Source organism: Phyllobacterium sp. MT110, assembly GCF_058792715.1.
The window spans coordinates 240621-264553 of sequence record NZ_JBXAFE010000002.1; the positions used below are offsets into that span (position 1 = coordinate 240621).

The window sequence follows — 23933 nt, forward strand, 5'->3', positions numbered from 1 at the left end:
CATGCGGCGTGGCATGCCCCAATCTGCCACAGGGGGAAAGTCTTTGATTCGCCGTCAAGCTGGTGTAAAGCGAAGATACTCATATTACCGAACACTACAGGCAGAGATCATGGACAAGTTTACCAAGCTCACCGGCGTTGCCGCACCGTTGCCGATCATCAATATCGACACGGATATGATCATTCCGAAGGACTATCTGAAGACGATCAAGCGCACCGGACTTGGTACAGGGCTTTTTGCCGAAATGCGTTACAATGAAGACGGTTCGGAAAATCCGGATTTCGTCCTCAACAAGCCGGCCTATCGCAAAGCCCAGATTCTGGTGGCCGGCGACAATTTCGGCTGCGGCTCCAGCCGTGAGCATGCGCCGTGGGCATTGCTGGATTTCGGCATCCGTTGCGTCATCTCGACCAGCTTCGCCGATATTTTCTACAACAACTGCTTCAAGAACGGCATCCTGCCGATCCGCGTCAGCCATGAGGACCTGGACAAGTTGATGGATGATGCGCAGCGCGGCGCCAATGCAACGCTGACGATCGATCTGGAAGAGAAGACGATCAAGGGCCCGGATGGCGGCCAGATCAGTTTCGATCTTGATGAATTCCGCCGCTACTGCATGCTGAACGGTCTTGATGACATTGGCCTGACCATGGAAAAGGCGGCGAAGATCGACAGCTTCGAGGCGGCCAACGCCCAAAGGCATCCCTGGGCCTGAGTTCGGGCGCGGCAATTGCTTCAGCGAAAAAGGGCGCAGAAACTGCGCCCTTTTCTATTTTGGCGGCATGCCGGGTTTCAGGCTGCGAGCTGCTTGGGCTGAATCAGCCCGCGCGCGACCAGAAGCTCGGCGATCTGGATGGTGTTGAGGGCCGCACCCTTGCGCAGATTGTCCGAAACAATCCAAAGCGACAGGCCATTCTCGACAGTGATGTCCTCGCGGATACGCGAAATATACGTGGCGTCTTCGCCCGCTGCTTCATAGGGGGTGATGTAGCCGCCATCCTCATGCCGGTCGATAACCAGGCAGCCCGGTGCATCCGAGAGAATCTCACGGGCTTCTTCGGCGCTCATCGGGCTTTCGAATTCGATATTCACGGCTTCGGAATGGCCAATGAAGACGGGAACACGGACACACGTCGCCGTGAGCTTGATCTTGGGATCGAGCATCTTCTTGGTCTCGGCGACCATCTTCCACTCTTCCTTGGTGTAGCCGTCTTCCATGAAGACGTCGATATGCGGGATGACGTTGAAGGCGATGCGCTTGGTGAACTTCTTGGCTTCCACCGGATCGGCAACGAACACCGCCCGTGACTGCTGGAACAGCTCATCCATGCCATCCTTGCCGGCGCCGGAAACCGACTGGTAGGTGGCGATCACAAGACGCTTGATCCTGGCCTTGTCATGCAGAGGCTTCAACGCCACCACAAGCTGAGCGGTCGAGCAGTTCGGGTTGGCAATGATGTTCTTCTTGGAGAAACCAACAATCGCATCCGGATTTACTTCCGGCACGATCAGCGGCACGTTGGAATCGTAGCGCCAGGCGGAGGAATTGTCGATGACGACACAGCCCTGCGCCCCGATCTTCGGCGACCATTCCTTGGATATATTGCCGCCAGCCGACATCAGGCAGATATCGGTATCGGAAAAATCATAGGTATCGAGGGCTTTGACCTTCAGCGTGCGGTCGCCAAAGGAGACTTCGGTGCCCTGGGACCGGCGTGAGGCGAGCGCCACGACTTCACTGACCGGAAAGCCGCGCTCTTCCAGTATTGTCAACATTTCGCGGCCCACATTGCCTGTGGCGCCTACAACCGCAACCTTGAAACTCATCTGTGTTATCTCCTGTCCCTCACCGCTCTTTGCGAAAAACCCGCTGGCCATTGCGGGTCTTTTCCCCCGGGCCGGACCCGGGAGGGGGCGAGCAGGCCAAGGGAAATCAGACCGTTTTGGTGGTCGTTTTGGCCGGCATTTTGGTGGAAAGAACAGACGCGCCTGCGCATCCGGCATGAATGCCGGAACCGCTCGTCAAAAAGTGTGCAGTTGATTCGCTGCTCACGGGGCGTCTCCTTAACCTGACATGCTTGTATCCGCTTTCCAAAAAGAGTCAATTGTCCATTCGAAAGAGAAGAATATGTCGCGTTACGCACAATTTTGAACTTTTGCCGTAAAATGCGGTCTTTGCTTTCGCGAATATTTGTTCAACACTTGAGCGGTGCATGGGGTGCATGACCTTTGGGGGGAGAGTTCCGGAGGACATTCACCGGCGTAAGGTCAGTCGAAGTCCCGCAGGACTTTGCCGTTGATTCATACGCAGTGACAAATCCGAGGGACGTGAGCGGTTGCTGAGCCGATCGGGTCCCGGCGTAAATGCTGTTTTCTGGGAGGAATACAAATGGCGACCACTTCTGTGGCTGGTACTGCCAGCCGGGGTATGACGAGAGAGGAGAAGAAAGTTATCTTCGCTTCCTCACTCGGAACTGTTTTCGAATGGTATGATTTCTACTTGTACGGTTCATTGGCTGCCTTCATTGGTGCAGCGTTTTTCAGTGAATACCCTGAAGCGACGCGTAACATATTTGCGCTTCTGGCGTTTGCCGCGGGCTTTCTTGTCCGTCCCTTCGGCGCGCTGGTCTTCGGACGGATCGGCGATCTCGTCGGCCGCAAATATACCTTCCTGGTGACCATTCTGATCATGGGTCTGTCGACGTTTCTGGTCGGTATTCTTCCAGGATCAGGCAGCTGGGGCATCGCTGCACCGATCATCCTGATTGCGCTGCGCATGTTGCAGGGCTTGGCTCTCGGCGGCGAATATGGCGGTGCTGCAACCTATGTGGCGGAACATGCGCCGAACAATCGTCGCGGTTATTACACATCATGGATCCAGACGACCGCAACGCTCGGTCTGTTCCTGTCCCTGGTGGTTATCCTCATCGTCCAGAATTGGCTTGGTAAGGACGCATTCGCCGCCTGGGGCTGGCGTGTGCCTTTCATTCTCTCATTCGTTCTTCTGGGAATATCGGTGTGGATTCGGCTCTCGTTGAGTGAATCACCGGCTTTCAAGAAGATGAAAGAAGAAGGCAAGGGCTCCAAGGCACCGCTGTCGGAAGCTTTCGGTCAGTGGAAAAATGCCCGGATTGCGCTGCTCGCCCTGTTCGGCCTTACCGCGGGTCAGGCTGTTGTCTGGTATTCCGGCCAGTTCTATGCCCTGTTCTTCCTGCAGAACGTGCTGAAGGTGGACGGGCAGTCCGTCAATATCATGATTGCAATCGCGCTCCTGCTTGGCACGGGCTTTTTTGTCTTCTTTGGCTGGCTCTCCGACAAGATCGGCCGCAAGCCGATCATCATGGCAGGTCTTGCCCTGGCAATCCTGACCTACTTCCCGCTGTTCAAGGCACTCACGCACGCTGCAAATCCGGCATTGGCCCAGGCGGAGGCAACAGTCCGCGCTACGGTGACCGCGGCACCGGGCGACTGTACCTTCCAGTTCAACCCGGTTGGTACAGCCAAGTTCAACAATTCATGTGACATTGCGACAGCGTTCCTGGCCCGCAGTTCGGTGCCCTATGAAGTGGTTGCCGGTCCCGCCGGTCAGCCCGCCACCGTCAAAATCGGCGATACGGTCATTCCATCCTATGATGCCGTGGCCGCTGGTCCCGATGCTGCTGCCAAAAACGCCGTGCTCACCCATGACCTGAACCTGGCGTTGCAGAAGGCCGGTTTCCCGCTTGTGCGGGCGCCTGCCAAGGTTGCCGATGCCAAACTTGACGGCTTCATCAAGGCCAATCCCGAATTGAACCTTGATGCGGCCGCGGTTCGTGCCGGCGAAAAGGCGGTCACCCCGGTCGCTGATCTCGTCAAAGCAAAGCTGATCACCACGGAGCAGGCAGCCGGCGCCACGGAGATGGCGGTTTATTCCATTCCCAATGGCGGTCTCTTCACCATGGTTGCTGACCCGAAGGCAGTTAACTGGCCGATGACCATCGCCATCCTGTTCGTCCTGGTGCTCTATGTGACGATGGTCTATGGCCCGATTGCCGCGATTCTGGTCGAGATGTTCCCGACCCGCATCCGGTATACCGGCATGTCATTGCCTTATCACATTGGCAATGGCTGGTTCGGCGGCCTGCTTCCGGCAACGGTCTTTGCGATGAGCGCCGCCAAGGGCGATATCTATTATGGCCTTTGGTACCCGATCGTCATTGCAGCCATGACATTGGTGATCGGCCTGATCTTCGTTCGTGAAACCAAAAACGAGGATCTGCACGACATCAAGTAGTCGACGGCTCAATAAAAAGCCCGGCGCGATTCCTCGCGCCGGGCTTTTCTTTGTCCGTATGAGTGTGATCAGGCAGCGAGCGCCTTGAATTTTGCAAGGATCGCATCACCCATCTGGGTGGTACCAACCTTGGTGCTGCCTTCCGACATGATGTCGGCGGTGCGGATGCCGTCGCCAAGCACACCCGCAATCGCCGCTTCCAGCCGGTCCGCTTCTTCCACCATGTTGAATGAGTAGCGCAGGCACATGGCAAAGGAGGCGATCATGGCAATCGGATTGGCGGCGCCGGTTCCGGCGATATCGGGAGCCGACCCATGCACGGGTTCGTAGAGCGCCTTGCGGCTGCCGGTTTTGCCATCTGGCGCGCCGAGTGAGGCTGAGGGCAGCATGCCGAGAGAACCGGTCAGCATGGCGGCGATATCGGAAAGCATGTCACCGAAGAGATTGTCCGTGACAATCACATCGAACTGCTTGGGCCAGCGCACGAGCTGCATGCCGCCGGCATCGGCCAGCATGTGCTCGAGCTGAACGTCGGAATAACGGGCTTTATGGGTCGCTGTAACGACCTCGTTCCACAGCACGCCCGATTTCATAACGTTGCGCTTTTCCATCGACGTGACCTTGTTCCGGCGCGTGCGGGCCAATTCAAAGGCGACGCCCGAAATACGCTCGATCTCATAGGTATCATAGACTTGGGTATCGATGCCGCGCTTCTGGCCGTTGCCGAGGTCAATGATTTCCTTCGGTTCACCGAAATAGACACCGCCGGTCAATTCCCGCACGATCAGGATATCGAGACCTTCAACCACATCTTTTTTGAGGGACGAGGAATCGGCTAGCGCGGGATAGCAGATGGCAGGGCGCAGATTTGCAAACAGTTCCATGTCCTTGCGCAGACGCAGAAGACCGGCCTCCGGGCGAACGTCATAGGGAACGCTGTCCCACTTCGGTCCGCCGACGGCACCGAAGAGAACCGCGTCGGCGGCCATGGCCTTGGCCATGTCGGCATCTGAGATCGCCTTGCCATGGGCATCATAAGCAGAACCGCCGACAAGGCCTTCTTCAAGTTCAAAGCCACTTTTCAGTTCAGCATTCATATAGGCGATGATCTCGCGAACTTCGGCCATTGCCTCAGGTCCGATGCCGTCGCCGGGAAGAAGAAGGAGCTTTTTCGATGCCATTTCGGGGAAACCTCTAGGAGTGTTTGAAAGGGATGGCGGTTCCTTAGCGCAAGTTCAGCAAAGATGGAAAGCTTTCTGCGAAATTTTCCGATAGCTGATACGCCCTGCAATGAATTGTGAAGCAGCGGCCAGCCCCCGCAACCCTCCGGTAATGTCGGTGCAATCTTCGCAGCCTAGTTGCCGCTCATGAATATTTTTGATGGGAATCTTCCACATGTCGACACGCAATGCTCGTAATTGCAAGCGGGCAATCGGAGCCGGTTTCGTACTGGCTGCAGCGGTTCTGGCCGGGTGTGCGTCCGATATCATGAAGAATTATATCGGACAGCCGCTGGAATCCGTGGTTATCGACTACGGACCGCCGACCGAAGTCCTCGATCTGGGGCCAGGCGAGCGCGCGTACCAGTGGCGCAAGATATCGACCAATGCCGTATCCGGTACATCCACTGGTGAAGTTCGCGATACAAGGCATGGCAGGCGATATATCGAAACGGAAACGCCAAGCTATGTCGAACAGAAGGAGTGTTTCTATACGTTCTATGCGCGGTCGTCGGGCGGCCGCTGGTACATCACCAACTTCCGTAAACCAAAACTGGAGTGTGAGTAAGCATCCTCGCCGGCGGCCGTGCCGAGTGAGCGACACTGCTTTTACTTGCGAGGCATGGTAGAGATTTGACCGCCACAATCGGCATTGCTGCCGACTTTCTACGAACGGAGAATTCAAATGCGCATCTTGCTGCTTGAGGACGAGCCGGAAATGGCTTCGGTCCTGAAGGCCGCGCTGGAGCGTCGCGATGTGGTCGTCGATCATGTATCGACATTGGCCGACGCCGAGGCCATGGCAAAATTTGGCCCTTATGATGCTGTCGTGCTGGATCGGCGATTGCCTGATGGCGAAGGCCTCAGTCTGATCCCAAGACTGCGGGCGCTGCATGTCGATGCCCCGGTCATCGTGCTGACCGCCATGAGCAGCTTGAACGATCGTGTTGCCGGGCTCGATGCGGGGGCTGACGATTACATGGTGAAGCCCTTCGCAACGGAAGAGCTGATGGCCCGGTTGCGGGCATTGCATCGGCGGCCGTTCACGCTGCGCGCGGAACAAACGGTTGTCGGGCGCCTTACCTATGATTTTCGCCACCGGGAGGCGCTGATAGAAGATCAGCCGCTGGAGTTGCCGCGGCGCGAGCGATTGGTGCTTGAGACGCTGATCCGCCGCCCCGGCCGGACAGTTCTGCGCGCGACACTTGAGGAATCCGTCTATGCCATGGACGATGAAATCGGATCCAACGCGCTTGACGCACATGTATCGCGGCTGAGGCGCAAGCTGGAGGATGTGTCGGCAGGTGTCGAGATACGGGCTATACGCAATCTCGGCTATCTGTTACGGGCAATTGTATGAAGAAAATCCGCCCGCGCTCATTGCAATGGGTTCTGGTACGCAGGCTCATTTTGCTGCAGGCGGCGACATTGCTCATCTTTATCGGCCTGTTCACATTGGTGTTGTGGGTGGCCAATCCGCGGCTGCTCATCGACAATGAGGCGGCGGTTGCTATTCTGAAGAGCGCAATCGACAGGGATGCCGATGGCAAACTGATCGTTCATGAGACGGAAGAGCTGAAGACTTTTCTGCAGGAATTTCCGAAACTTTGGTACATAGCACGCGACACGAATGGTCAGGCTGTCCAACGTGGTGACGTTCCCATCGGTTATGGCAATGATACCGGTGATCTCGTGAAAGCTGTGGATCATGCGACGCTCGGTTTTCGAGAGGGTGATCTGCGGCCCGAAGCGGTGGTTTCGAAGATTGATACCAAGGCGGGACCGATACAGGTCATTACCTCAACCCGTGCATCACGGGATGAGAACGAGGGGCTGGAAGTCAATATCGACATGCAGGTCGATATGGCACGCAATCCGGATGGAACCACAGCCTGGATCAGGGTTATTCCTGTTCTGATCATCGTCATCATCGCACTGCTTCTGCCCATCATCATTGTCATGGGTGTGACGACGCTGGTGACAACGCCGGCGGTCGTGCGCCGCTCGCTGGCCGGTCTGGTTGCCATCGCCAGCCAGGCCGGACGTATCGACATCAACAACCGTGCCATGCAACTGCCGATCGAACAGGTGCCGTCGGAAATCACACCGCTGGTCCAAGCCTTCAATCACGCGCTTGCGCGCCTTGGCCAGGGATATGATCAGCACAATCGCTTCCTGACGGATGCAGCGCATGAGTTGCGAACTCCTATCGCGATTCTGCGTACACGCGCCGAGCTTCTGACAGAGGATCCGCAAAGCGCCCGTTTGCTGCAGGACATTGAGCGTCTCTCTCATCTGGCGCAGCAATTGCTCGACCGGCAATTGCTCGACCAGCCGGTGGGGCCGGGTGAAGTTGTCGATCTGGTCGAACTCACGGGGCAGATCGTGGCGGACTTCGCGCCATTGGCGATTGCCGCTGGTTACGATCTTTCATTCGAACCGGCACCCAAAAGCGTTCACGCACAGGTCAATGCCCTGCAAATCGAGCAAGCCGTGGCCAACCTTATCCGCAATGCCATCGAACATTGTGATGGGACGGGAACAATCACCGTACTGGTGGACAACGCGGGTGGCATTGAGGTTCGCGATGAAGGGCCGGGTATTCCCGAGGAAGAACATGAACACGTGTTCGAGCCGTTTTATCGCTTGCGGCCGCGTTCCAGCGGTGCCGGTCTTGGTCTTAACCTAACGCGGCAGATTGCGCGGCTGCACGGTGGTCGCGTTGACATACTGACCGGGCCATGGCGCGGCGCCCGAATCCGCCTGCAGTTGCCCCTCTACAGGCCGGCCTGAGACAATAGCCGGACGGCTACTTCACCTCTTCAATGCTTTCAATCAGATTGTCCCGCATGACGATCAGTTCCGATCGCAGGGACTTTGCTTCGTCCATGGTACAGCCGAAAGCCTTGCCCATGGCGACCGGTACTGCCTCAGCGCGGGCGCGCATAGCGCGCCCGTCTGCGGTCAAGCCAATCAAGACCTGCCTTTCGTCCACCGTGTCACGGCGGCGTGTGATCAGACCAGCCGTTTCCAGGCGCTTAAGCAACGGCGTGAGCGTGCCCGAGTCCAGGCTGAGCTTCTCGCCGATTGCCTTGACGGTCTGGTTTTCCTCTTCCCAGAGAACAACCATGACAAGATATTGCGGATAAGTCAGGCCCAGCGTCGCGAGGCGGGGTTGATAGGCCCGCGTCACCGCATTGGCCGTGGAATAGATGGCAAAGCACAGGAAGTTTTCCAGGCTGAGGAGGGATTCCTGATCGTTTAAACCTGTCTTCTCCATCGTCATCACTCCATTTGTATTCCCGCTTACAATACACAAAGCAATTAAATTGCGCATCATTTAATTTTTCAAAATCATATGCGATTTCATATTGCGTACAATTTAATTGTGTGCAATTTAATATGTATCGAACAACCTAACTCAACCTAAGGAGCCGACGATGAGCATTCTCTACACAACCAAAGCGACAGCAACAGGCGGACGTGACGGCACTGCATCGAGTGAAGATGGCCGCCTGAAGGTGACGCTATCGACACCGAAGGAACTGGGCGGCAACGGCGCCGAAGGCACCAATCCGGAGCAGCTCTTTGCGGCGGGCTATTCCGCCTGCTTTATCGGCGCAATGAAGTTTGTTGCCGCGCAGAAGAAGATCAAGCTCTCTGATGATACATCGGTCACGGCAACCGTGGGTATCGGCCCGCGCGACGATGGCAAGGGTTTTGGCCTTGATGTGGCTCTGGCCGTATCGCTGCCGGGAATCGAGGCAGCCACCGCCCGTGAGATCGTTGATGGTGCCCATATCGTTTGTCCCTATTCCGAAGCCACCCGAAGCAATCTGAAGGTCCGTATCTCGATCAATTAAGACGCTGCAGGTGTTGGCAGAGGAATGAAGACCATGGGCAAGACCGGACTGACATCACGCCGATCCTTCCTGACAGCGACGGCGGCATTCGTCGCGGCTGTCAGCCTCAAGGTCGGCGACGCAGACGCAGCAGACAAGATCAGCAAAACCAAATCCAAGGAAGCCGTGAAAGGGCACAAGACCATGAGCACGTTTATCACCAAGGATGGAACCGAGATTTATTTCAAGGACTGGGGCAAGGAACAGCCCGTCGTATTCAGTCATGGATGGCCACTCAATGCCGATGCCTGGGAAGACCAGATGGTCTTCCTCGCTTCAAATGGCTACCGCGCCATTGCCCATGACCGGCGCGGCCACGGCCGTTCCAGCCAACCTTGGAATGGCAACGACATGGACACCTATGCGGATGACCTAGCTGAACTCTTCGAGAAGCTTGATCTGAAGGACGCCATCATGGTCGGTCATTCCACGGGCGGTGGTGAAGTCGCCCGCTATATCGGCCGCCACGGCACCAAGCGTGTTGCCAAGGCCGTACTGGTTGGGGCCGTTCCGCCTTTGATGCTGAAGACCGCCGCCAACCCCGGGGGCCTGCCAATGGAAGTGTTCGATGGCATTCGTGCCGGTGTGACTGCGGACCGCTCGCAGTTCTTCAAGGATCTGACAGCGCCGTTTTACGGAGCCAATCGCCCCGGTGCCAAGGTCTCGCAGGGTGTACGCGATGCCTTCTGGGCTCAGGGTATGCAAGGTGGTTTGAAGAATGAACTCGATTGCATCAAGGCATTTTCGGAGACTGATTTCACCGAAGATCTGAAGAAGTTCGACGTCCCGACCCTGTTCGTCCACGGCGACGATGATCAGATTGTGCCGATCGATGACTCGGCCAAAATCGCCACGACGCTGGTCAAGGGTTCGAAGCTTACGATTTATCCGGGCGCTCCGCATGGTCTGGCAACGACCCACAAGGATCAGCTTAACAGGGACCTGTTGGCTTTCGCCAAGGCATGATCCGCTGATGTGAAAAACCCGCCGTGTTTTCAGCGCGGCGGGTTTTTACTTGGGTCAGGCAAGACCGCGCTTCTCGATCATCGCATCGGGTGTTGGCATCTTGCCGCGGAAAGCCTTGTAGAGCTCTTCCGGGTCGCGGCTGCCGCCAGCCGAATAGATATATTGCTTGAGCTTCCTGGCGAGGTCGGTATTGAACACGTCGCCGGTTTCCTCGAATGCCTTGAACGCATCGGCATCCAGCACTTCCGACCACATGTAGGAATAATACCCGGCGGAATAGCCGTCGCCGGAGAAGACGTGCGTAAAATGTGGGGTGCGATGACGCATGATGATCGCGTCGGGCATGGACAGACTTTTCAGCGTGTCAGCCTCGAACTGGATCGGGTCGGTTGGCGGTGTGCCGTCCGCATGGAAAGCCATGTCGACCAGCGCTGACGAAGTGAATTCCACCGTGTTGAACCCGGCATTGAAGGTGTTGGCAGCCAGCACCTTGTCGAGGAGCGCCTTGGGCATCGCCTCGCCGGTACGGTAGTGGACCGCATATTTTTCCAGAACTGCGGGTACCGTCAGCCAATGTTCGTAGAGCTGCGAAGGCAGTTCGACAAAGTCGCGCGAAACCGATGTGCCGGACACGGCCGGCCACGTCACGTCGGACAATAGGCCGTGCAAAGCATGGCCGAACTCGTGGAAGAGAGTGCGTGCCCCGTCCAACGAAAGAAGCGCGGGCTCACCCTTCGGCGGTTTGGCGAAATTCATCACGTTGTAGATGATCGGCGTCTGGCCGCCGTCGAGCTTGTGCTGCGATTGCAATGCGCTCATCCAGGCGCCGGAACGCTTGGATTGACGGTTGAAATAATCGCCCAGAAAAACACCGCGGCGGGTGCCATCCGTATTCTGGACCTCCCACACCCGTACATCGGGATGCCAGGTCGCAATGCCGGTCTTCTCTTCAAAGCGGATGCCAAAGAGCCGGGTTGCCACATCGAAACAAGCTTCGATGATCTTTTCCAGCTGCAGGTATGGTTTCAGTTCCGCCTCGTCGAATGCAAAGCGCTCATTGCGCAGTTTCTCTGCGTAGAACCGCCAATCCCATGGAGCAACCTTGTGGTTGCGCCCCTCGGCGGCGATCAGGCGTTCCAGATCAATCTCTTCTTCGGCAGCGCGGTTGCGCGCCTTGTCCCACACCGGTTCGAGCAGGTCCATGACGGCCTTCGGTGTCTTGGCCATGGTGTCGTCAAGTTTGTAGGCGGCAAAACTGTGATAACCGAGCAACTTGGCCTTTTCCGCACGCAGCGCCACCATCTCGGCAACAATTGCACGGTTGTCGCTTGCTCCGCCGTTCTCGCCGCGCGCGGCCCAGGCCCGAAACGCCTTTTCCCGCAGGCCGCGATCTTCAGAGAAGGACAGGAAAGGCTCGATGATCGAACGCGAAAGGGTGACAGCCCAGGCGTCCGGCCGATCGCGCTCCTCGGCAGCACCGCGCATGGCAGCACGCACGAAGTCCGGCAGGCCTTTCATCTGCGCTTCATCGGTGATGAAAAGCGCCCAGTCGGCTTCATCCTTCAGGACATTCTGACCAAACTGTGCGCCAAATCCCGCAAGCTTTTCATTGATGTCTGCAAGGCGTGCTTTGCCCTGCTCATCCAGCCGCGCGCCGCTGCGTACGAAGCCCTTCCATGTCTTCTCAAGAACGCGATCCGTTTCGGCGTCAAGGCCGAGGAAATCGCGTTGTTCGTAGAGCGAGTCGATACGGGCAAACAGCTGCGGGTTCATCATGATGGACGAATAGTGGCGGGACATCTTGGGCGCGATGACGCGCTCCAACGCCTGTATGGTGTCGTTGGTATTGGCCCCGGCCCGCATCCAGAAAATGGAAGAGACGCGGTTGAGACCTTCGCCGGATAGCTGCAAGGCCTTCAGCGTATTGTCGATGGTCGGTGCCTCGTGATGGTTGATGATCGCGTCAACATCGGCAAGATCGGCCGCAAGTGCCGCATCAAAGGCCGGGGCAAAATCGTCGTCGGTAAAGGCAGTGAAGTCGGGAAGTCCGAGCGGTCCGGTCCAGTCCGTCAGTGCGGGATTGATGGCTGGTTTCTGTGAGGACATGGGAAGGCTCCGTCATGGCTGATGAACTCTGGCTTTAACATCTAAGCTCGCAACTGAGGGATCACAAGTCGGCAGGCACAGAAAGCGCGGCACGAATGTATATCCAATAGTCAGCCAACAAAAAACGGGGCTTGCGCCCCGTTCTCAGTCGATATTTGCAGGATCAGCTGTTGCGCTTGCGGGCAGCCAGCGTGCGCAGGCGCAGGGCGTTGAGGCGGATAAAGCCCGCCGCGTCCTTCTGATCATAGGCGCCGCGATCATCCTCGAAAGTCACGAGCGCATCGGAATAAAGTGACTTTTTCGACTTGCGGCCGGATATCATGACATTGCCCTTGTACAGCTTCAGGCGCACGACGCCCTCCACATCTTCCTGGCTCTTGTCAATCATGGCCTGCAGCATTTCGCGTTCCGGCGAATACCAGAAGCCATTATAGATCAGTTCCGCATAGCGTGGCATGAACTCATCCTTGAGGTGCGCCGCACCGCGATCCAGTGTGATCGACTCCATGGCGCGATGGGCAGCGAGAAGAATCGTGCCGCCGGGGGTTTCATAGACGCCGCGTGATTTCATGCCAACGAAACGGTTCTCGACCAGATCAAGGCGACCGATGCCGTTGTCGCGGCCGAGATCGTTGAGCGTTTTCAGCAATGTTGCCGGAGAAAGCGGCTTGCCGTCGATAGCGACGGCGTCGCCCTTCTCGAAGGCAATTTCGATTTCCGTGACCTTGTCGGGCGCTTCCATCGGCGAAATCGTGCGCTGATGCACGTATTCCGGCGCTTCCTGCCACGGATCTTCCAGAACCTTGCCTTCGGATGAGGAGTGCAGCAGGTTTGCATCGACGGAGAAGGGGGCTTCGCCGAGCTTGTCCTTGGCGATCGGAATCTGGTGTTCGCGGGCGAATTCCAAAAGATCGGTGCGTGACTTGAATGTCCAGTCGCGCCACGGGGCGATAACCTTGATATCAGGATTCAGCGCGTAGGCGGAAAGTTCGAAACGAACCTGGTCATTGCCCTTGCCGGTCGCCCCATGGGCGATGGCATCGGCTCCGGTGCGGGCGGCAATCTCAACGAGGTGTTTTGAAATCAGCGGCCGTGCAATGGACGTGCCGAGCAAATAGACGCCTTCATAGACGGCATTGGCACGGAACATCGGGAACACGAAGTCGCGCACGAATTCTTCACGCACATCTTCGATATAGATTTCCTTGATGCCGAGCATTTCGGCTTTCTTGCGCGCTGGTTCCAGCTCTTCGCCTTGGCCGAGATCGGCAGTGAAGGTAACGACTTCCGCACCCAGTTCCGTTTGCAACCATTTGAGGATAATCGATGTATCGAGACCGCCGGAATAGGCCAGCACGACTTTCTTGACGTCTTTCCACTTGTTCATTCTGTTTCCCTGACCGCTGTGCAGTCTCGCTGTCGTTTGGTGAAGATGGAGGTTCTTTTATCAGGTGAGGGGATGTTGGCAAGATCGGCGTTGGCTGCAGCGGACATGCACGGGAAAATCAGCTGCGGATGGCCACGTAACCGTGCTCGCCATATCGCTCACGGGCCTCCTGCAACGTGCCCGTTTTCAGCGCGGAAATGAAATCCTGCATGTGAATGCGCCGCCAGCCGGCTGTAACCTCTTCCACAGCAAAACCCTGTTGGGCCAATGCATCTGCAATGTGCTTGTCTGTCGAAAGAACAACTTTCACGCCGGGATCAATCTCTGCAGGCGGAAACACGGTCGTTTGCCTGAATTGTGCATCAAAATTGGCGTGAAGCCGGATTTTCGCAGCGTCCAGCACGGGTCCGACGAAGAGGACCTGGTTCTCGGGGAGGTGCAATGTGTTGATCCTGGCCGCGAGCGGCTTGCCGATGTCCGGTACAAGCAGAGCCTTTGCAACGGGGGTAACGGCTAATGTGCTGGCCATGGCAAGCACGGCGGCGGAGGCTGCCAGACCAGGCATTTTCAGGCGGGCGTTAACGACCCACAGCGTCGTCATGACGCCTGCGATCCCGGCTGCCAATCCTGCCACATATAGTGGCGACAGCAATTGCATCCCGACCAAGAATACGCCGGCGATAGGGATGGCTGCAAACAGGATGATGATGCGCAATACCTGCCGGACCAATTTTTCGAAGCGGGGATTTGTCACTTCCTGAAACCCGCAGGCGAGAAGCACGCAAAGCAGCGGTATAACGGGAATGACGTAACGGTGAGAGGGAAGGCTATTGAGGGAAAAAATAATCGAAACGGCAATGATCCAGCCGAGGAAGAAGGGGGCTATGCCGTTGAGTGAATCCCTCTCCAGTCTCCGTCCCGCTTTCCGCGCACCATAGAAAAGCAACCCCAGCCAGACAAATGTCGGACCGATGAGGCCGGCGAAGCTGTGGATCAATCCCATGGCGATGATATCCGGATTGAAATTGATCTTGTCTGAAATCTGGTCGGCAACGAAATCGGCAGAAAGCATGCTTGGTGTGTGCAGAGACTGATAGATGAACCAGATGCCGACGATGCCGAGGCACACGGCGATTGTCAGGGGCTGCCACAGGCGATGGCTGCGCTGGCGCAGCGCCGGCACCGCCATGCAGTAGACCAGGATATAGCCGAGCATCGCCACGGGAAGGAGACCCTTGGCAAGAATAGCCAATCCCGTACCCGCATAGGCAAGAATGCCGTAGACATGATGGTGGTCATCGCGGAAGAGAAGGCCGACAAAGCCAAGCATGCCGACAAGCATGAACATGGTCAGAGGTATGTCGGGGATGGCGTTGATACAGGCGCGCAGGAAGACTGCATTCGTTGCCAGGAGCGAAGCCGCAAGCAATGCCGTCCGGTCATTGCGCGTGATAGTGCGGGCCAGGCAGAACGTGATCAGCAGCGTGGCCGCCCCGCCGATCAGCCACAGGAAGCGCGATCCGAGCACGGAGATCCCGAAGATTTTCATGCCGGCTGCGCTCATCCAGTATGTGAGGGGCGGCTTCTTCAGCCGGACATCGCCCTCGGCCGTATGGGGTGTCAGGTAATCACCGGTGTGCAGCATGATGACAGCACCATTGGAGTAATGGCGCTCGTCGGGAAAATGCGTGATGAGGTTGCTGGCAAGAGGGAGAAGACTGACGATCAGGGCCAAGGCCAACATGAGAACAAAGCGCCGGCATGCAGTCGAATCCACCGCATCGTCCGAAATGCTCAGGCTTGAATTCTTCTGAAGCATCGTTTGATTGTCGCGCTTGTTGTTGTCCCCTCAGTTTTAATAACCCGAACGAACAGTAGCGCCAATAAAAATTTATGTCTTCAACAGGGGACGTACTATGCGGGTTCGGCGGTTACTTGATTCTCTGTTTGGATGTGCCACGCCAATGCGCAGTCCATGACTCGCAAATCGTGGTCAGCACGCAGAAGACAATCACGGTTGAAAGAGACCCGAGGACGACGTCGGAGAGATAGTGCCGGCCAAAAGCAACGCGAAGGAAATCGGTGGTTATGATGATGGCAGCGATGGGCCACATGAGCTTTTTCCTTGTCTGATGGGGCCACAAGGGCAAAAGGCAGACAAGCCAGGCTATCCCGGCAGCTTCCCCGGAAATAAAGGAGCAATTGTGCTGGCAGACGTGCGACCATTCAGCCGCCGCCACGAAGGGCTGCTCCCCCCCGAAAAGCCATGTGTTTGCGGGCCGCGGACGTCCGATGAATTCCTTCATGAATGCGTTGACCAACAGACCGGGGCCAATGGCCAGCGTAAGAAGTGATACGATTGATATGCGAATGCGCTCGTGATTCCAGCGGAGACCGGAGGCAACATCGCGCAGCGCGATGGTAACGACCACCGAAGCGGCCACGATGGGCAGGGCATAGAAGACACGCCGCAGCGTCTTGAAAAGCGGCACCGATGCGGCGGGAAAATCCCCGCAAATTTTTGCGGCCGCAGTGGCGATGCAGTCAGAGCTCAGGAAGAAAAACGACGAAACGGCCTTGTCGATCTCAGGCGCGCGGTTAAACAGGATGGCCAGGGCCGCCCACACGAGGATAAGGCTGATCGCAAGGGCTGGCTGGCTCCAAACGCCGAAGCCATAGAGCGCTTTACCGCATGAAGCAGATGTTGTTCGGTAATAGACCATGCGGCTCTCAAAGGCTGAAAAACTTGCCTGTTCTGGCTTGCGATGATTGCAGTGTCATTACAGAGCATATTTTTCCAGTGACTGCAGAAAAGTATTTAATTAAGGCCGCGCAATGTCAGTATTTTGATGTCCTAAATGCAAATAGCGGCCGTTGGGCCGCCATGAGTATGGAAAATCCGTGCCTCAGATAGGGCGTGAATGCCGCCTTAGCGGGTAGCTACCATGAAGAGCCGCGGGAAAGGCAGCAAAACCGTGCCGTCAGGCAGAGCCGGATAAGCTTCCGCAACCGCGTTCGTATACCGTTCAAGATAGGACGCCCGTTCGGTTTCATTGAGCGGGTCCAGATATGGCCGCAGGCCCGTTCCTTTAAACCATTCGACCACGGCTGCAGCTCCTCCGGCAAGCGGGTGGTGGTAAGTGGTTTGCCAGATATCAACCCTGGACGCGATCGGCCGCAGGATTCGGTAATACCACTCCGCGCTCTGCCGCGGCGACCGTTGCCCCGCTGATTCCGCCAGTTTGGCAGCCCACGGGCCATCAGTGGCTATTTCCCGCATCAGACGGTGCGTGGGTTCATCCAGATTGTTCGGAATCTGGATTGCGAGGCTGCCGTCCACGGCCAGTTTGCTGACAAGGGCCGGCAACAGGGCGGCGTGGTCTGGAAGCCATTGCAGCACCGCATTGGCAAGAATGACATCATAGGGTCCTTGCGCATCCCATCGTGCGATATCAGCGACGTCGAAGCGGATTTCGGGAAGCCGTTTGCGGGCTGCTTTGACCATATCCTCGGAGCTGTCCATTCCAGTTGCGACTGCCCTGGGAAAACGGGCAATGAGGACTTCCGTGGAATTGCCGGGACCGCAACCGATATCAATCACGGATCGGGCGTATACGCCGGGTACCGCCGCCAGGAGATCGCGGACCGGACGTGTCCGCTCATCTTCAAATTTCACATATTGTTCGGCTGACCAGCTCACAACGGGTTTCCTTTTTGTTGCCCGCCGGATAGGCGGGGACGATAGGGACAAGTCATGGCGCATCGCTTGGCCCCAAAGCAGTGCATTGGCAGAATAGGCCTTCTGCCTTATGATTTCCAATGCATGCTTTTTACAATTTCAATACTTTTAAGGTATGGTAATGATTGATCTGCGGCGTCTTCGCGCTTTTGTTGTCTTGGCAGAGGAAGGCCATGTGACGCGGGCTGCCGAGCGGTTGGGCATCCAGCAGCCGCCCTTGACGCGGCTCCTGCAGGGGCTGGAGGCGGAACTGGGTGTACTCCTGATGCACCGCATGCCGCGCGGCGTTCGTCCCACCGAGGCTGGGAAAGTGCTGCTCGATGAAGCGAAAATCATCCTGGAGCGCGCCAATGGCGTTGCCGATATGGTTCACCGGGCGGCACGCGGAGAACAGGGCCGTCTGGCCATCGGCTTCACCAGCTCTGCTGCCCTGCATCCTTTCGTGCCGAAAGCGTTGCGGGCTTTTCATGAGAGCCTGCCGAAACTTTCCGTCGTGCTGGAAGAAGCCGGTACGGCTGAGCTGGTGGATGCGCTCATGCATGAGCGGCTCGACGCAGCCTTCATTCGCTCTCCCGTCGGACGGACGCCGGGCCTGCGGATTGATGCCGTGCTGGAGGAACCGATGCTCGTCGCGCTGCCGGTGGGGCATAGGCTGGCGCGGGATACTGCCTCGCGGCTGCTGCTGACAGAATTGGCCACCGAACCCTTCATTCTCTATCGCCGCACCGCAGGGCCAGGCCTCTATGACACCATTCTGACCGCATGCCGGGAGGCGGGGTTTAGCCCGGTTGTGGCGCAGGAGGCACCGCGCTTGACCGCAACGCTGAGCCTGGTGGCTGCAGGATTCGGTATTTCCCTCGTGCCTGCATCGATGCGGCGCCTTGGCGGCGACGATATCGCCTACCGGGCGGTTGCGGGCAGTTCCAAACTGATGGCCCCGTTGCTTCTTGCCATGCGGCAGGCGCATCCGGCGCCTGCGCTCGCGCAATTTCGCGGTCTCGTGCAGCGCATGACAGCGGAAATGCGCGCAGCGAATCTGGCTGATGCCGCGGCGGATCGGGGAAATCGCTAGACCCCTCAGAATCGGGTGGCCAAAAGGACGGTTCCGCGTTAGCTTCCCCCAGTTTTTCGACGGAGCCTCCCATGACCTTCATTCCCGAATGGCCGATTATCCTGCAGTTCGCGATTGCAACCTTTGTTCTTTCGATCACCCCGGGTCCCGATATGACGCTTTTCGTGGGGCGGGCTCTTTCCGAGGGAAAAGCGGCTGGGTTTGCGTGTCTGTCCGGTGCCAATTGCGGAATTGTGGTGCATACGACAATGGTCGCACTAGGCCTTTCCGCGTTGATTATCGCATCGCCATCCGCATTCCTTGCGCTGAAAGTCGTTGGTGCGGGTTATCTCGTGTGGCTCGCCTTTCAGGCTATCCGCAAGGGATCGGCCTTTTCTCCGGAGAAGAAGAGCGGCCAGTCGCACACATTGTTCCAGAACTGGCTGACGGGGATCGGCATCAACCTGCTCAACCCCAAGATCATCCTGTTCTTCATGACGTTTCTGCCGCAGTTCGTTTCTGCAAGCGACCCGCATGCGCCGGGCAAGCTTTTCTTCCTTGGCCTGCTGTTCATTCCGCTGTCGCTGCCGGTGGTAACGCCGATGATTCTTGCGGCTGACCGGTTTGCAGGTCTCCTGAAGAAGAACCCGACGGTTACGCGGGTGACCGATTGGCTGTTTGCCGGGGTGTTTTCGGCCTTTGCGACAAAAATCCTGATGGCTCAGGCGAAGTAGGCGCCTCTATGCGGCGGGGCCGCCGGAGGAGCGCGGGGGCATCACCAGCCCGGCGCTTCGCCCGGAAACAAGCCAATAGACAAAGCCTCCGACAACGCCGGTGGCGAGGATGGCCGCGAATGTGTCGATGTCTTCAGTCTGCGGCCGCCATTTCCAGACGATGATGACAACGGCGGTCGCTGCGCCGCCAAGAGCGTAGAACAAAAGGTCCCGCCACGCGGTCAGTTCTGCAAACAAGATGAGGATACAGGCGGGAATAAAGACGCTGTAGCCAATCATCGTGGCAAAGATCGGAACCGTGGAATACAGGAATGGGCCTTCGCTTCCGATGGCTTCCGAGCTGCCAAGCCAGAGAAGGTTGAGAAACAACGATGCGGCGAAGGTCGCGCAAACGAAACCGAAAACGATCAGGGCAAAGCGGAAGATATAGAAGGTGATCTGGCTCAATCTTCACCGTGCCCGGCGATCATGGCAGCCTCAAATGCCAAACGCTCTGTCTTCTTCATCCGTTCCGATTCCGACTTCAGCTGACCGCACGCCGCCAGAATATCGCGGCCGCGGGGGGTGCGGATGGGTGAAGCATAACCGGCATTGTTGACGTAGTCAGCGAATTTCTCGATCTGCTCCCATTCCGAGCACTGGTAATTGACGCCAGGCCAGGGGTTGAAAGGAATGAGATTGATCTTGGCGGGAATGCCTTTCAGCATGCGTACCAGTTCCTTGGCATCGGCGAGCGAGTCGTTCACACCCCTGAGCATCACATATTCGAAAGTAATGCGCTTGGAGTTGGACAGGCTTGGATAGGCCCGGCAGGCATCCAACAGTTCCTTGAGCGGATATTTCTTGTTGATCGGCACCAGCATATCGCGCAGGTCGTCGTTCACCGCATGCAGGGAAATGGCAAGCATGACGCCGATTTCCTCACCGGTGCGGTAAATCTCCGGCACGACGCCCGATGTCGACAGGGTGATGCGGCGCTTCGACAGCGACAGGCCGTCACCGTCTGATGCAATCAGCAGTGCCTTCTTGACGTTCTCGAAATTGTAGAGCGGTTCGCCCATGCCCATCATGACGATATTGGAGACCTTGCGGCCTTCTGCCGGAACGATGGCACCGTCCGGTGTGTTCCGGTCCGGAAAATCACCAAGCCGGTCACGGGCAATCAGAAGCTGCGAGAGGATTTCTTCCGCCGTCAAGTTGCGCACCAGTTTCTGGGTGCCCGTATGGCAGAAGGAGCATGTGAGCGTGCAGCCGACCTGGCTGGAAATGCACAGCGTGCCGCGGCCTTCCTCGGGAATATAAACGGTTTCAATCTCGACAGGCCGGCCAGCACCGCGCGGCGGAAAGCGAAACAGCCATTTGCGCGTGCCGTCAGTGGAAATCTGTTCCTCGACGATTTCCGGCCGGGCAATGGTGAAATGCCGGTCGAGGAGCTCGCGCATATCGCGGGAAATGTTGAGCATATCGGCAAAATCCGACACACCGCGGACATAGAGCCAGTGCCAGAGCTGGGCGACGCGCATCTTGACCTGACGCTCGGCCACGCCGATTTCGGCCAAAGCCTCGCCCATCTCGGCACGGGACAGGCCGATCAGTGTCGGCTTGCCATTCATGGCGGCAAGCATGGCATCACGGGATTTCTCCCGGGCGAAGGACTGTGTCTCAGGCAAAACGGACATTGGGTTTTCTAACGTTCTCTAGCGAAGCGCGGCTCATATCATGTTCTGGCCGTTCCGTCACCTCCACAAGCAAAAAGGCCGGACACGTGCTGTCCGGCCTCTGCAAAAGGAGAAGATTCAGGCGGTTTACTTGCAGGTGGCGATGGCTTTGAGCGCCGCCGATACGCCCTTGAGCGAATAGGTGTAGCTGGTCTTGGTCCCGCGCTTGGAAACTGCGGCGATGGACATGGTATGGCCGGTACGCAGCGCCGCCACAAGCTGCGGCTCTTCCGCTGCGTTTTCCATCCAGCCATGGCTGCCATTGGTGAACATGGAGAAGCTGCGTGAATCGATGGTGACCGTCACTTTCGAATTGACTTGAAGGTCGTACCCAGCCTTGAATTGCGGTTCGAAGCTGACGTTCTGGCCGGGCTTCTGGCTGACCATGAAGAAGTTGTCGCCGTGATCAATCTTTGCGGGCTGCTTGTCGACCGGTACGGACAGGACATAGCAAACCTTGCCCTTGCCCTGCTGGTAGCTATAGGCGCCCCATGCGTTGAACTGGCTGATCTGACTTGGGGTCTGGGCAAGAGCCGTCCCTGTCAGCCCAAGCATGAGCACAGAGGTTGCTGCGATTGATTTTCCAAACATGTTACCTACCAGTTTTTATCGTTCATTTCATAACTGACGAACTGGCAAGAGCCGCCAGGCCCCACTGTCCAGTTCGCTTTCTCTTAATTTGACTTAATCTGGGTTACCAAACGGTGAAGACGGGGTCAAAAAAGCGATTTTGTCAGCGAGAAGATCACGTTGTCCGTGCAAAATCCCACGGTGGCACTCCAGCGGAATAAAAGCGGCGACACTTTGACAATTCATCCCATCACGCGGATGTGATGCAAAAACGACTGGTAACGGTTCCGGATTCTCCAGAACTACCGCCCGATATCCTAGTTGTCCTTGTCCAGGCCCTCGATTGCTTTCTTTGCCGCCTCACGATGCGCTGGTGTCACATGGTTGCGAATGGCATTCAGTGCAGCCATCAGCACCGCAGCGTCGTCGGTAAAGCCAAGGCCAACAATAAAATCGGGAATGATGTCGAACGGCATGACAAAGTAGGCAAGCGCGGCAAGAAGCGTACCGCGAACCCATGTCGGAGTTGCGGGGTCCAAGGCACAGTAATACCCGGCAATCACCTCGTCGAGAAAGGGGATGGACTTGGCGGCCTTGCGCGCAGTTTTCCAGAACCGGGCGCGCACGGTTTCTTCGCGGGCACGCTGTTCATACGCGCTGCCCGGCCGCAGAATTTCACCAATCTTGACGTCGTCCATTCCTCTTCCTTCAGGTCCGTTCAGGAGACAACATGGGAAGACACGCCTGATGCTGCAAGAGTTTTGTCGATATTATCGTCAAAGGGCGGCGAAACGGTCCATCGCCCGAGCCATTGTGACATCAAGTTCGGTGACGCCGTCGGCGTCGTGGGTGGCAAGAGTGACGTCAACGCGATCGTAGACGTTGAACCATTCGGGATGATGGTCCATCTTTTCGGCGATAAGGGCCACACGGGCCATAAAGCCGAATGCTGCGTTGAAATCCTTGAATTTGAATGATTTGTTGATTGCCTCGCGGTCTCCGGTCCTGGACCAGCCGGTCAGCTCCTGCAATGCCTTGTCGAGTTCGCTGGGATTTAACCGGTTGCGCGCCATGCTGTGTTTCCTCATATACGGTCATTGCTTTGCTTCCAACCATAGTGCAACGGCCCATGAAAACCCATCCACTTCGCTCTGTCCTTTTTGTCTGTCTGGGCAATATCTGCCGGTCGCCGCTGGCAGAAGGTGTGTTCCGGTCGGTTCTTGCGGAAGAGGGAAAAGACCGGGGCATCCATATCGATTCCGCCGGAACCAATGGCTATCACACGGGCGAGGCGCCCGACGAGCGCTCCATCTTGGCGGCCAGGCAACACGGGATCGATATCTCCGACCAGCGTTGCCGACAGCTCAAGGCGGAGGATTTCGTAAGTTTTGATCTCATCCTTGGCATGGACCGCGCCAACGTCGCAGCTATCCAAGCCCGGCGACCTGCCAATACGACCGCCGAGACCGGGCTCTTCAGTGAAATCGCACTTGGCGAAGCCAGTCAGATACCCGATCCCTATTACGGCACAAAGGCCGATTTCGAACGGGTTTATCGGATGGTTCTTAAGGCCTCCAAAGGCCTCTCGAAGCGTTTCTGATAGGTGCGTGCCGATTCCAGCGGCCATGCTTCCTCGACGATGTAGGGGCCGCCGCCGACGGAATCGCGTGATGACATCAGGACAAAGCGCCCGATGGTGAAGGGCATGGTGGAAAAGTTGCCGCGCGAGGCGAGATAGTGCGCCACTTCTTCGTTGCGGGCATTGCGCAAGCGCGCCAGCGTGACATGCGGTGTGAATTTCCGCGGATCGGCCGGCAGCATCAACCGCTGGCAAATGCGCTCGATTTCCGCGTGCAACGCCTGAATATCAGGGGAGGGCGAAACGGCGGCAAATACGCTGTGGGGTTTCTTGGACCCGAACGCGTTGACGCCCGAAAGCTGCAGGGTGAATTCCGGCCGCCTTATCCGATCAAGCGCGTTGGCGACCTCGTCGGCCACGTGGCCTTCGACATCACCGATGAAGCGCAGCGTGATGTGATAGTTTTCAACATCGATCCATCGGGCACCTGGCAAACCACCGCGCAAGAGCGACAGTGAGAGAGCGGCGTCCCTCGGGATCTCGAGGGCAGTAAAGAGACGCGGCATAAGGCATCCTCCCCGAATCGAGTTGTAACCTCAGGGAATCATTGAATGAGTCCAAGAGCAAGGCACAATTTCACATTCTTTTGCGCCGCGACAAATAAGACACGCAAGATGTGGTGTGAAGA

Annotated in this window: 24 protein-coding genes; 10 read left to right on the plus strand and 14 right to left on the minus strand. The window is 57.2% G+C overall.

Features of this window, described 5'->3' with window-relative positions:
* Positions 1 to 109: 109 nt before the first annotated feature.
* Positions 110 to 715 (plus strand): 3-isopropylmalate dehydratase small subunit, encoded by a 606-nt coding sequence (gene leuD / locus AC1Q5O_RS12730; protein ID WP_105734158.1) that lies wholly within the window; start codon positions 110 to 112, stop codon positions 713 to 715.
* 77 nt (positions 716 to 792) lie between these two features.
* On the opposite strand, the gene AC1Q5O_RS12735 is transcribed toward leuD, so the two are convergent.
* Positions 793 to 1827 (minus strand): aspartate-semialdehyde dehydrogenase, encoded by a 1035-nt coding sequence (locus AC1Q5O_RS12735; RefSeq protein WP_223613932.1) that lies wholly within the window; start codon positions 1825 to 1827, stop codon positions 793 to 795.
* A 562-nt stretch (positions 1828 to 2389) separates the two neighbouring features.
* Between AC1Q5O_RS12735 and AC1Q5O_RS12740 the strand changes: the two genes are divergently transcribed.
* Entirely contained in the window at positions 2390 to 4273 is a 1884-nt protein-coding gene (locus tag AC1Q5O_RS12740; RefSeq protein ID WP_492563440.1) for an MFS transporter, read from the plus strand.
* 68 nt (positions 4274 to 4341) lie between these two features.
* On the opposite strand, the gene leuB is transcribed toward AC1Q5O_RS12740, so the two are convergent.
* Positions 4342 to 5454, minus strand: coding sequence for a 3-isopropylmalate dehydrogenase (gene leuB / locus AC1Q5O_RS12745; protein WP_492563442.1), 1113 nt, complete (start codon positions 5452 to 5454; stop codon positions 4342 to 4344).
* Between the two features lie 214 nt (positions 5455 to 5668).
* Here leuB and AC1Q5O_RS12750 point away from each other — a divergent pair, with 214 nt between their 5' ends.
* The 3 genes from AC1Q5O_RS12750 to AC1Q5O_RS12760 all read left to right on the plus strand — a co-directional run bounded on the left by AC1Q5O_RS12750 (position 5669) and on the right by AC1Q5O_RS12760 (position 8286).
* Positions 5669 to 6061, plus strand: a complete 393-nt coding sequence (locus tag AC1Q5O_RS12750; RefSeq protein WP_288191912.1) for a hypothetical protein — start codon at positions 5669 to 5671, stop codon at positions 6059 to 6061.
* Positions 6062 to 6178: 117 nt separating this feature from the next.
* Positions 6179 to 6853, plus strand: a complete 675-nt coding sequence (locus AC1Q5O_RS12755) for a response regulator (protein ID WP_346306696.1) — start codon at positions 6179 to 6181, stop codon at positions 6851 to 6853.
* Complete coding sequence (locus AC1Q5O_RS12760; protein ID WP_492563443.1) at positions 6850 to 8286, plus strand: sensor histidine kinase; 1437 nt, start codon at positions 6850 to 6852, stop codon at positions 8284 to 8286. Before AC1Q5O_RS12755 ends, AC1Q5O_RS12760 begins: the two co-directional genes overlap by 4 nt.
* Before the next feature lie 16 nt (positions 8287 to 8302).
* Here AC1Q5O_RS12760 and AC1Q5O_RS12765 read toward each other — a convergent pair whose 3' ends face one another.
* Complete coding sequence (locus AC1Q5O_RS12765) at positions 8303 to 8779, minus strand: MarR family winged helix-turn-helix transcriptional regulator (protein WP_492563938.1); 477 nt, start codon at positions 8777 to 8779, stop codon at positions 8303 to 8305.
* A 154-nt stretch (positions 8780 to 8933) separates the two neighbouring features.
* On the opposite strand from AC1Q5O_RS12765, the gene AC1Q5O_RS12770 reads away from it, so the two are divergent.
* Positions 8934 to 9356, plus strand: coding sequence for an organic hydroperoxide resistance protein (locus tag AC1Q5O_RS12770; protein WP_492563445.1), 423 nt, complete (start codon positions 8934 to 8936; stop codon positions 9354 to 9356).
* A gap of 183 nt (positions 9357 to 9539) precedes the next feature.
* Positions 9540 to 10361, plus strand: coding sequence for an alpha/beta fold hydrolase (locus tag AC1Q5O_RS12775; RefSeq protein ID WP_492563940.1), 822 nt, complete (start codon positions 9540 to 9542; stop codon positions 10359 to 10361).
* Between the two features lie 54 nt (positions 10362 to 10415).
* Here AC1Q5O_RS12775 and AC1Q5O_RS12780 read toward each other — a convergent pair whose 3' ends face one another.
* The 5 genes from AC1Q5O_RS12780 to tam all read right to left on the minus strand — a co-directional run bounded on the left by AC1Q5O_RS12780 (position 10416) and on the right by tam (position 17617).
* Positions 10416 to 12467 carry a M3 family metallopeptidase gene (locus AC1Q5O_RS12780; protein WP_492563446.1) on the minus strand — a complete coding sequence of 684 codons (2052 nt, stop codon included), beginning with the start codon at positions 12465 to 12467 and terminating at the stop codon, positions 10416 to 10418.
* Between the two features lie 163 nt (positions 12468 to 12630).
* Complete coding sequence (locus AC1Q5O_RS12785) at positions 12631 to 13854, minus strand: argininosuccinate synthase (protein WP_288191916.1); 1224 nt, start codon at positions 13852 to 13854, stop codon at positions 12631 to 12633.
* Positions 13855 to 13972: 118 nt separating this feature from the next.
* Entirely contained in the window at positions 13973 to 15673 is a 1701-nt protein-coding gene (locus AC1Q5O_RS12790) for an ArnT family glycosyltransferase (protein ID WP_492563447.1), read from the minus strand.
* A 112-nt stretch (positions 15674 to 15785) separates the two neighbouring features.
* Positions 15786 to 16577, minus strand: a complete 792-nt coding sequence (locus tag AC1Q5O_RS12795; protein ID WP_492563449.1) for a phosphatase PAP2 family protein — start codon at positions 16575 to 16577, stop codon at positions 15786 to 15788.
* A 206-nt stretch (positions 16578 to 16783) separates the two neighbouring features.
* Entirely contained in the window at positions 16784 to 17617 is an 834-nt protein-coding gene (tam, locus tag AC1Q5O_RS12800) for a trans-aconitate 2-methyltransferase (RefSeq protein WP_492563451.1), read from the minus strand.
* Positions 17618 to 17714: 97 nt separating this feature from the next.
* Here tam and AC1Q5O_RS12805 point away from each other — a divergent pair, with 97 nt between their 5' ends.
* Both AC1Q5O_RS12805 and AC1Q5O_RS12810 read left to right on the plus strand, forming a co-directional pair.
* A complete protein-coding gene (locus AC1Q5O_RS12805) occupies positions 17715 to 18665 on the plus strand; it encodes a LysR family transcriptional regulator (RefSeq protein ID WP_492563453.1) in 951 nt (316 codons plus the stop codon).
* Positions 18666 to 18736: 71 nt separating this feature from the next.
* A complete protein-coding gene (locus AC1Q5O_RS12810; protein WP_346306687.1) occupies positions 18737 to 19378 on the plus strand; it encodes a LysE family translocator in 642 nt (213 codons plus the stop codon).
* Between the two features lie 6 nt (positions 19379 to 19384).
* Here AC1Q5O_RS12810 and AC1Q5O_RS12815 read toward each other — a convergent pair whose 3' ends face one another.
* From AC1Q5O_RS12815 to AC1Q5O_RS12835, 5 genes are all read right to left on the minus strand, one after another.
* Positions 19385 to 19825, minus strand: coding sequence for a hypothetical protein (locus AC1Q5O_RS12815; protein ID WP_464661904.1), 441 nt, complete (start codon positions 19823 to 19825; stop codon positions 19385 to 19387).
* The gene (gene rlmN, locus AC1Q5O_RS12820) at positions 19822 to 21003 is read right to left on the minus strand and encodes a dual-specificity RNA methyltransferase RlmN (RefSeq protein ID WP_223614135.1); all 1182 of its coding nucleotides are present in this window, start codon (positions 21001 to 21003) and stop codon (positions 19822 to 19824) included. The genes AC1Q5O_RS12815 and rlmN overlap by 4 nt, the downstream gene beginning before the upstream one ends.
* 180 nt (positions 21004 to 21183) lie before the next feature.
* Entirely contained in the window at positions 21184 to 21687 is a 504-nt protein-coding gene (locus AC1Q5O_RS12825; protein WP_223613917.1) for an invasion associated locus B family protein, read from the minus strand.
* Positions 21688 to 21983: 296 nt separating this feature from the next.
* A complete protein-coding gene (locus tag AC1Q5O_RS12830) occupies positions 21984 to 22364 on the minus strand; it encodes a YkvA family protein (RefSeq protein WP_492563458.1) in 381 nt (126 codons plus the stop codon).
* Between the two features lie 78 nt (positions 22365 to 22442).
* Positions 22443 to 22739: a 4a-hydroxytetrahydrobiopterin dehydratase gene (locus AC1Q5O_RS12835; RefSeq protein ID WP_472462186.1), complete on the minus strand. Its 297-nt coding sequence runs from the start codon at positions 22737 to 22739 to the stop codon at positions 22443 to 22445.
* A 56-nt stretch (positions 22740 to 22795) separates the two neighbouring features.
* On the opposite strand from AC1Q5O_RS12835, the gene AC1Q5O_RS12840 reads away from it, so the two are divergent.
* A complete protein-coding gene (locus tag AC1Q5O_RS12840) occupies positions 22796 to 23266 on the plus strand; it encodes a low molecular weight protein-tyrosine-phosphatase (RefSeq protein ID WP_492563460.1) in 471 nt (156 codons plus the stop codon).
* Here AC1Q5O_RS12840 and thpR read toward each other — a convergent pair.
* Complete coding sequence (thpR, locus tag AC1Q5O_RS12845) at positions 23218 to 23811, minus strand: RNA 2',3'-cyclic phosphodiesterase (RefSeq protein ID WP_105734179.1); 594 nt, start codon at positions 23809 to 23811, stop codon at positions 23218 to 23220. The genes AC1Q5O_RS12840 and thpR overlap by 49 nt on opposite strands.
* Positions 23812 to 23933 lie beyond the last annotated feature (122 nt).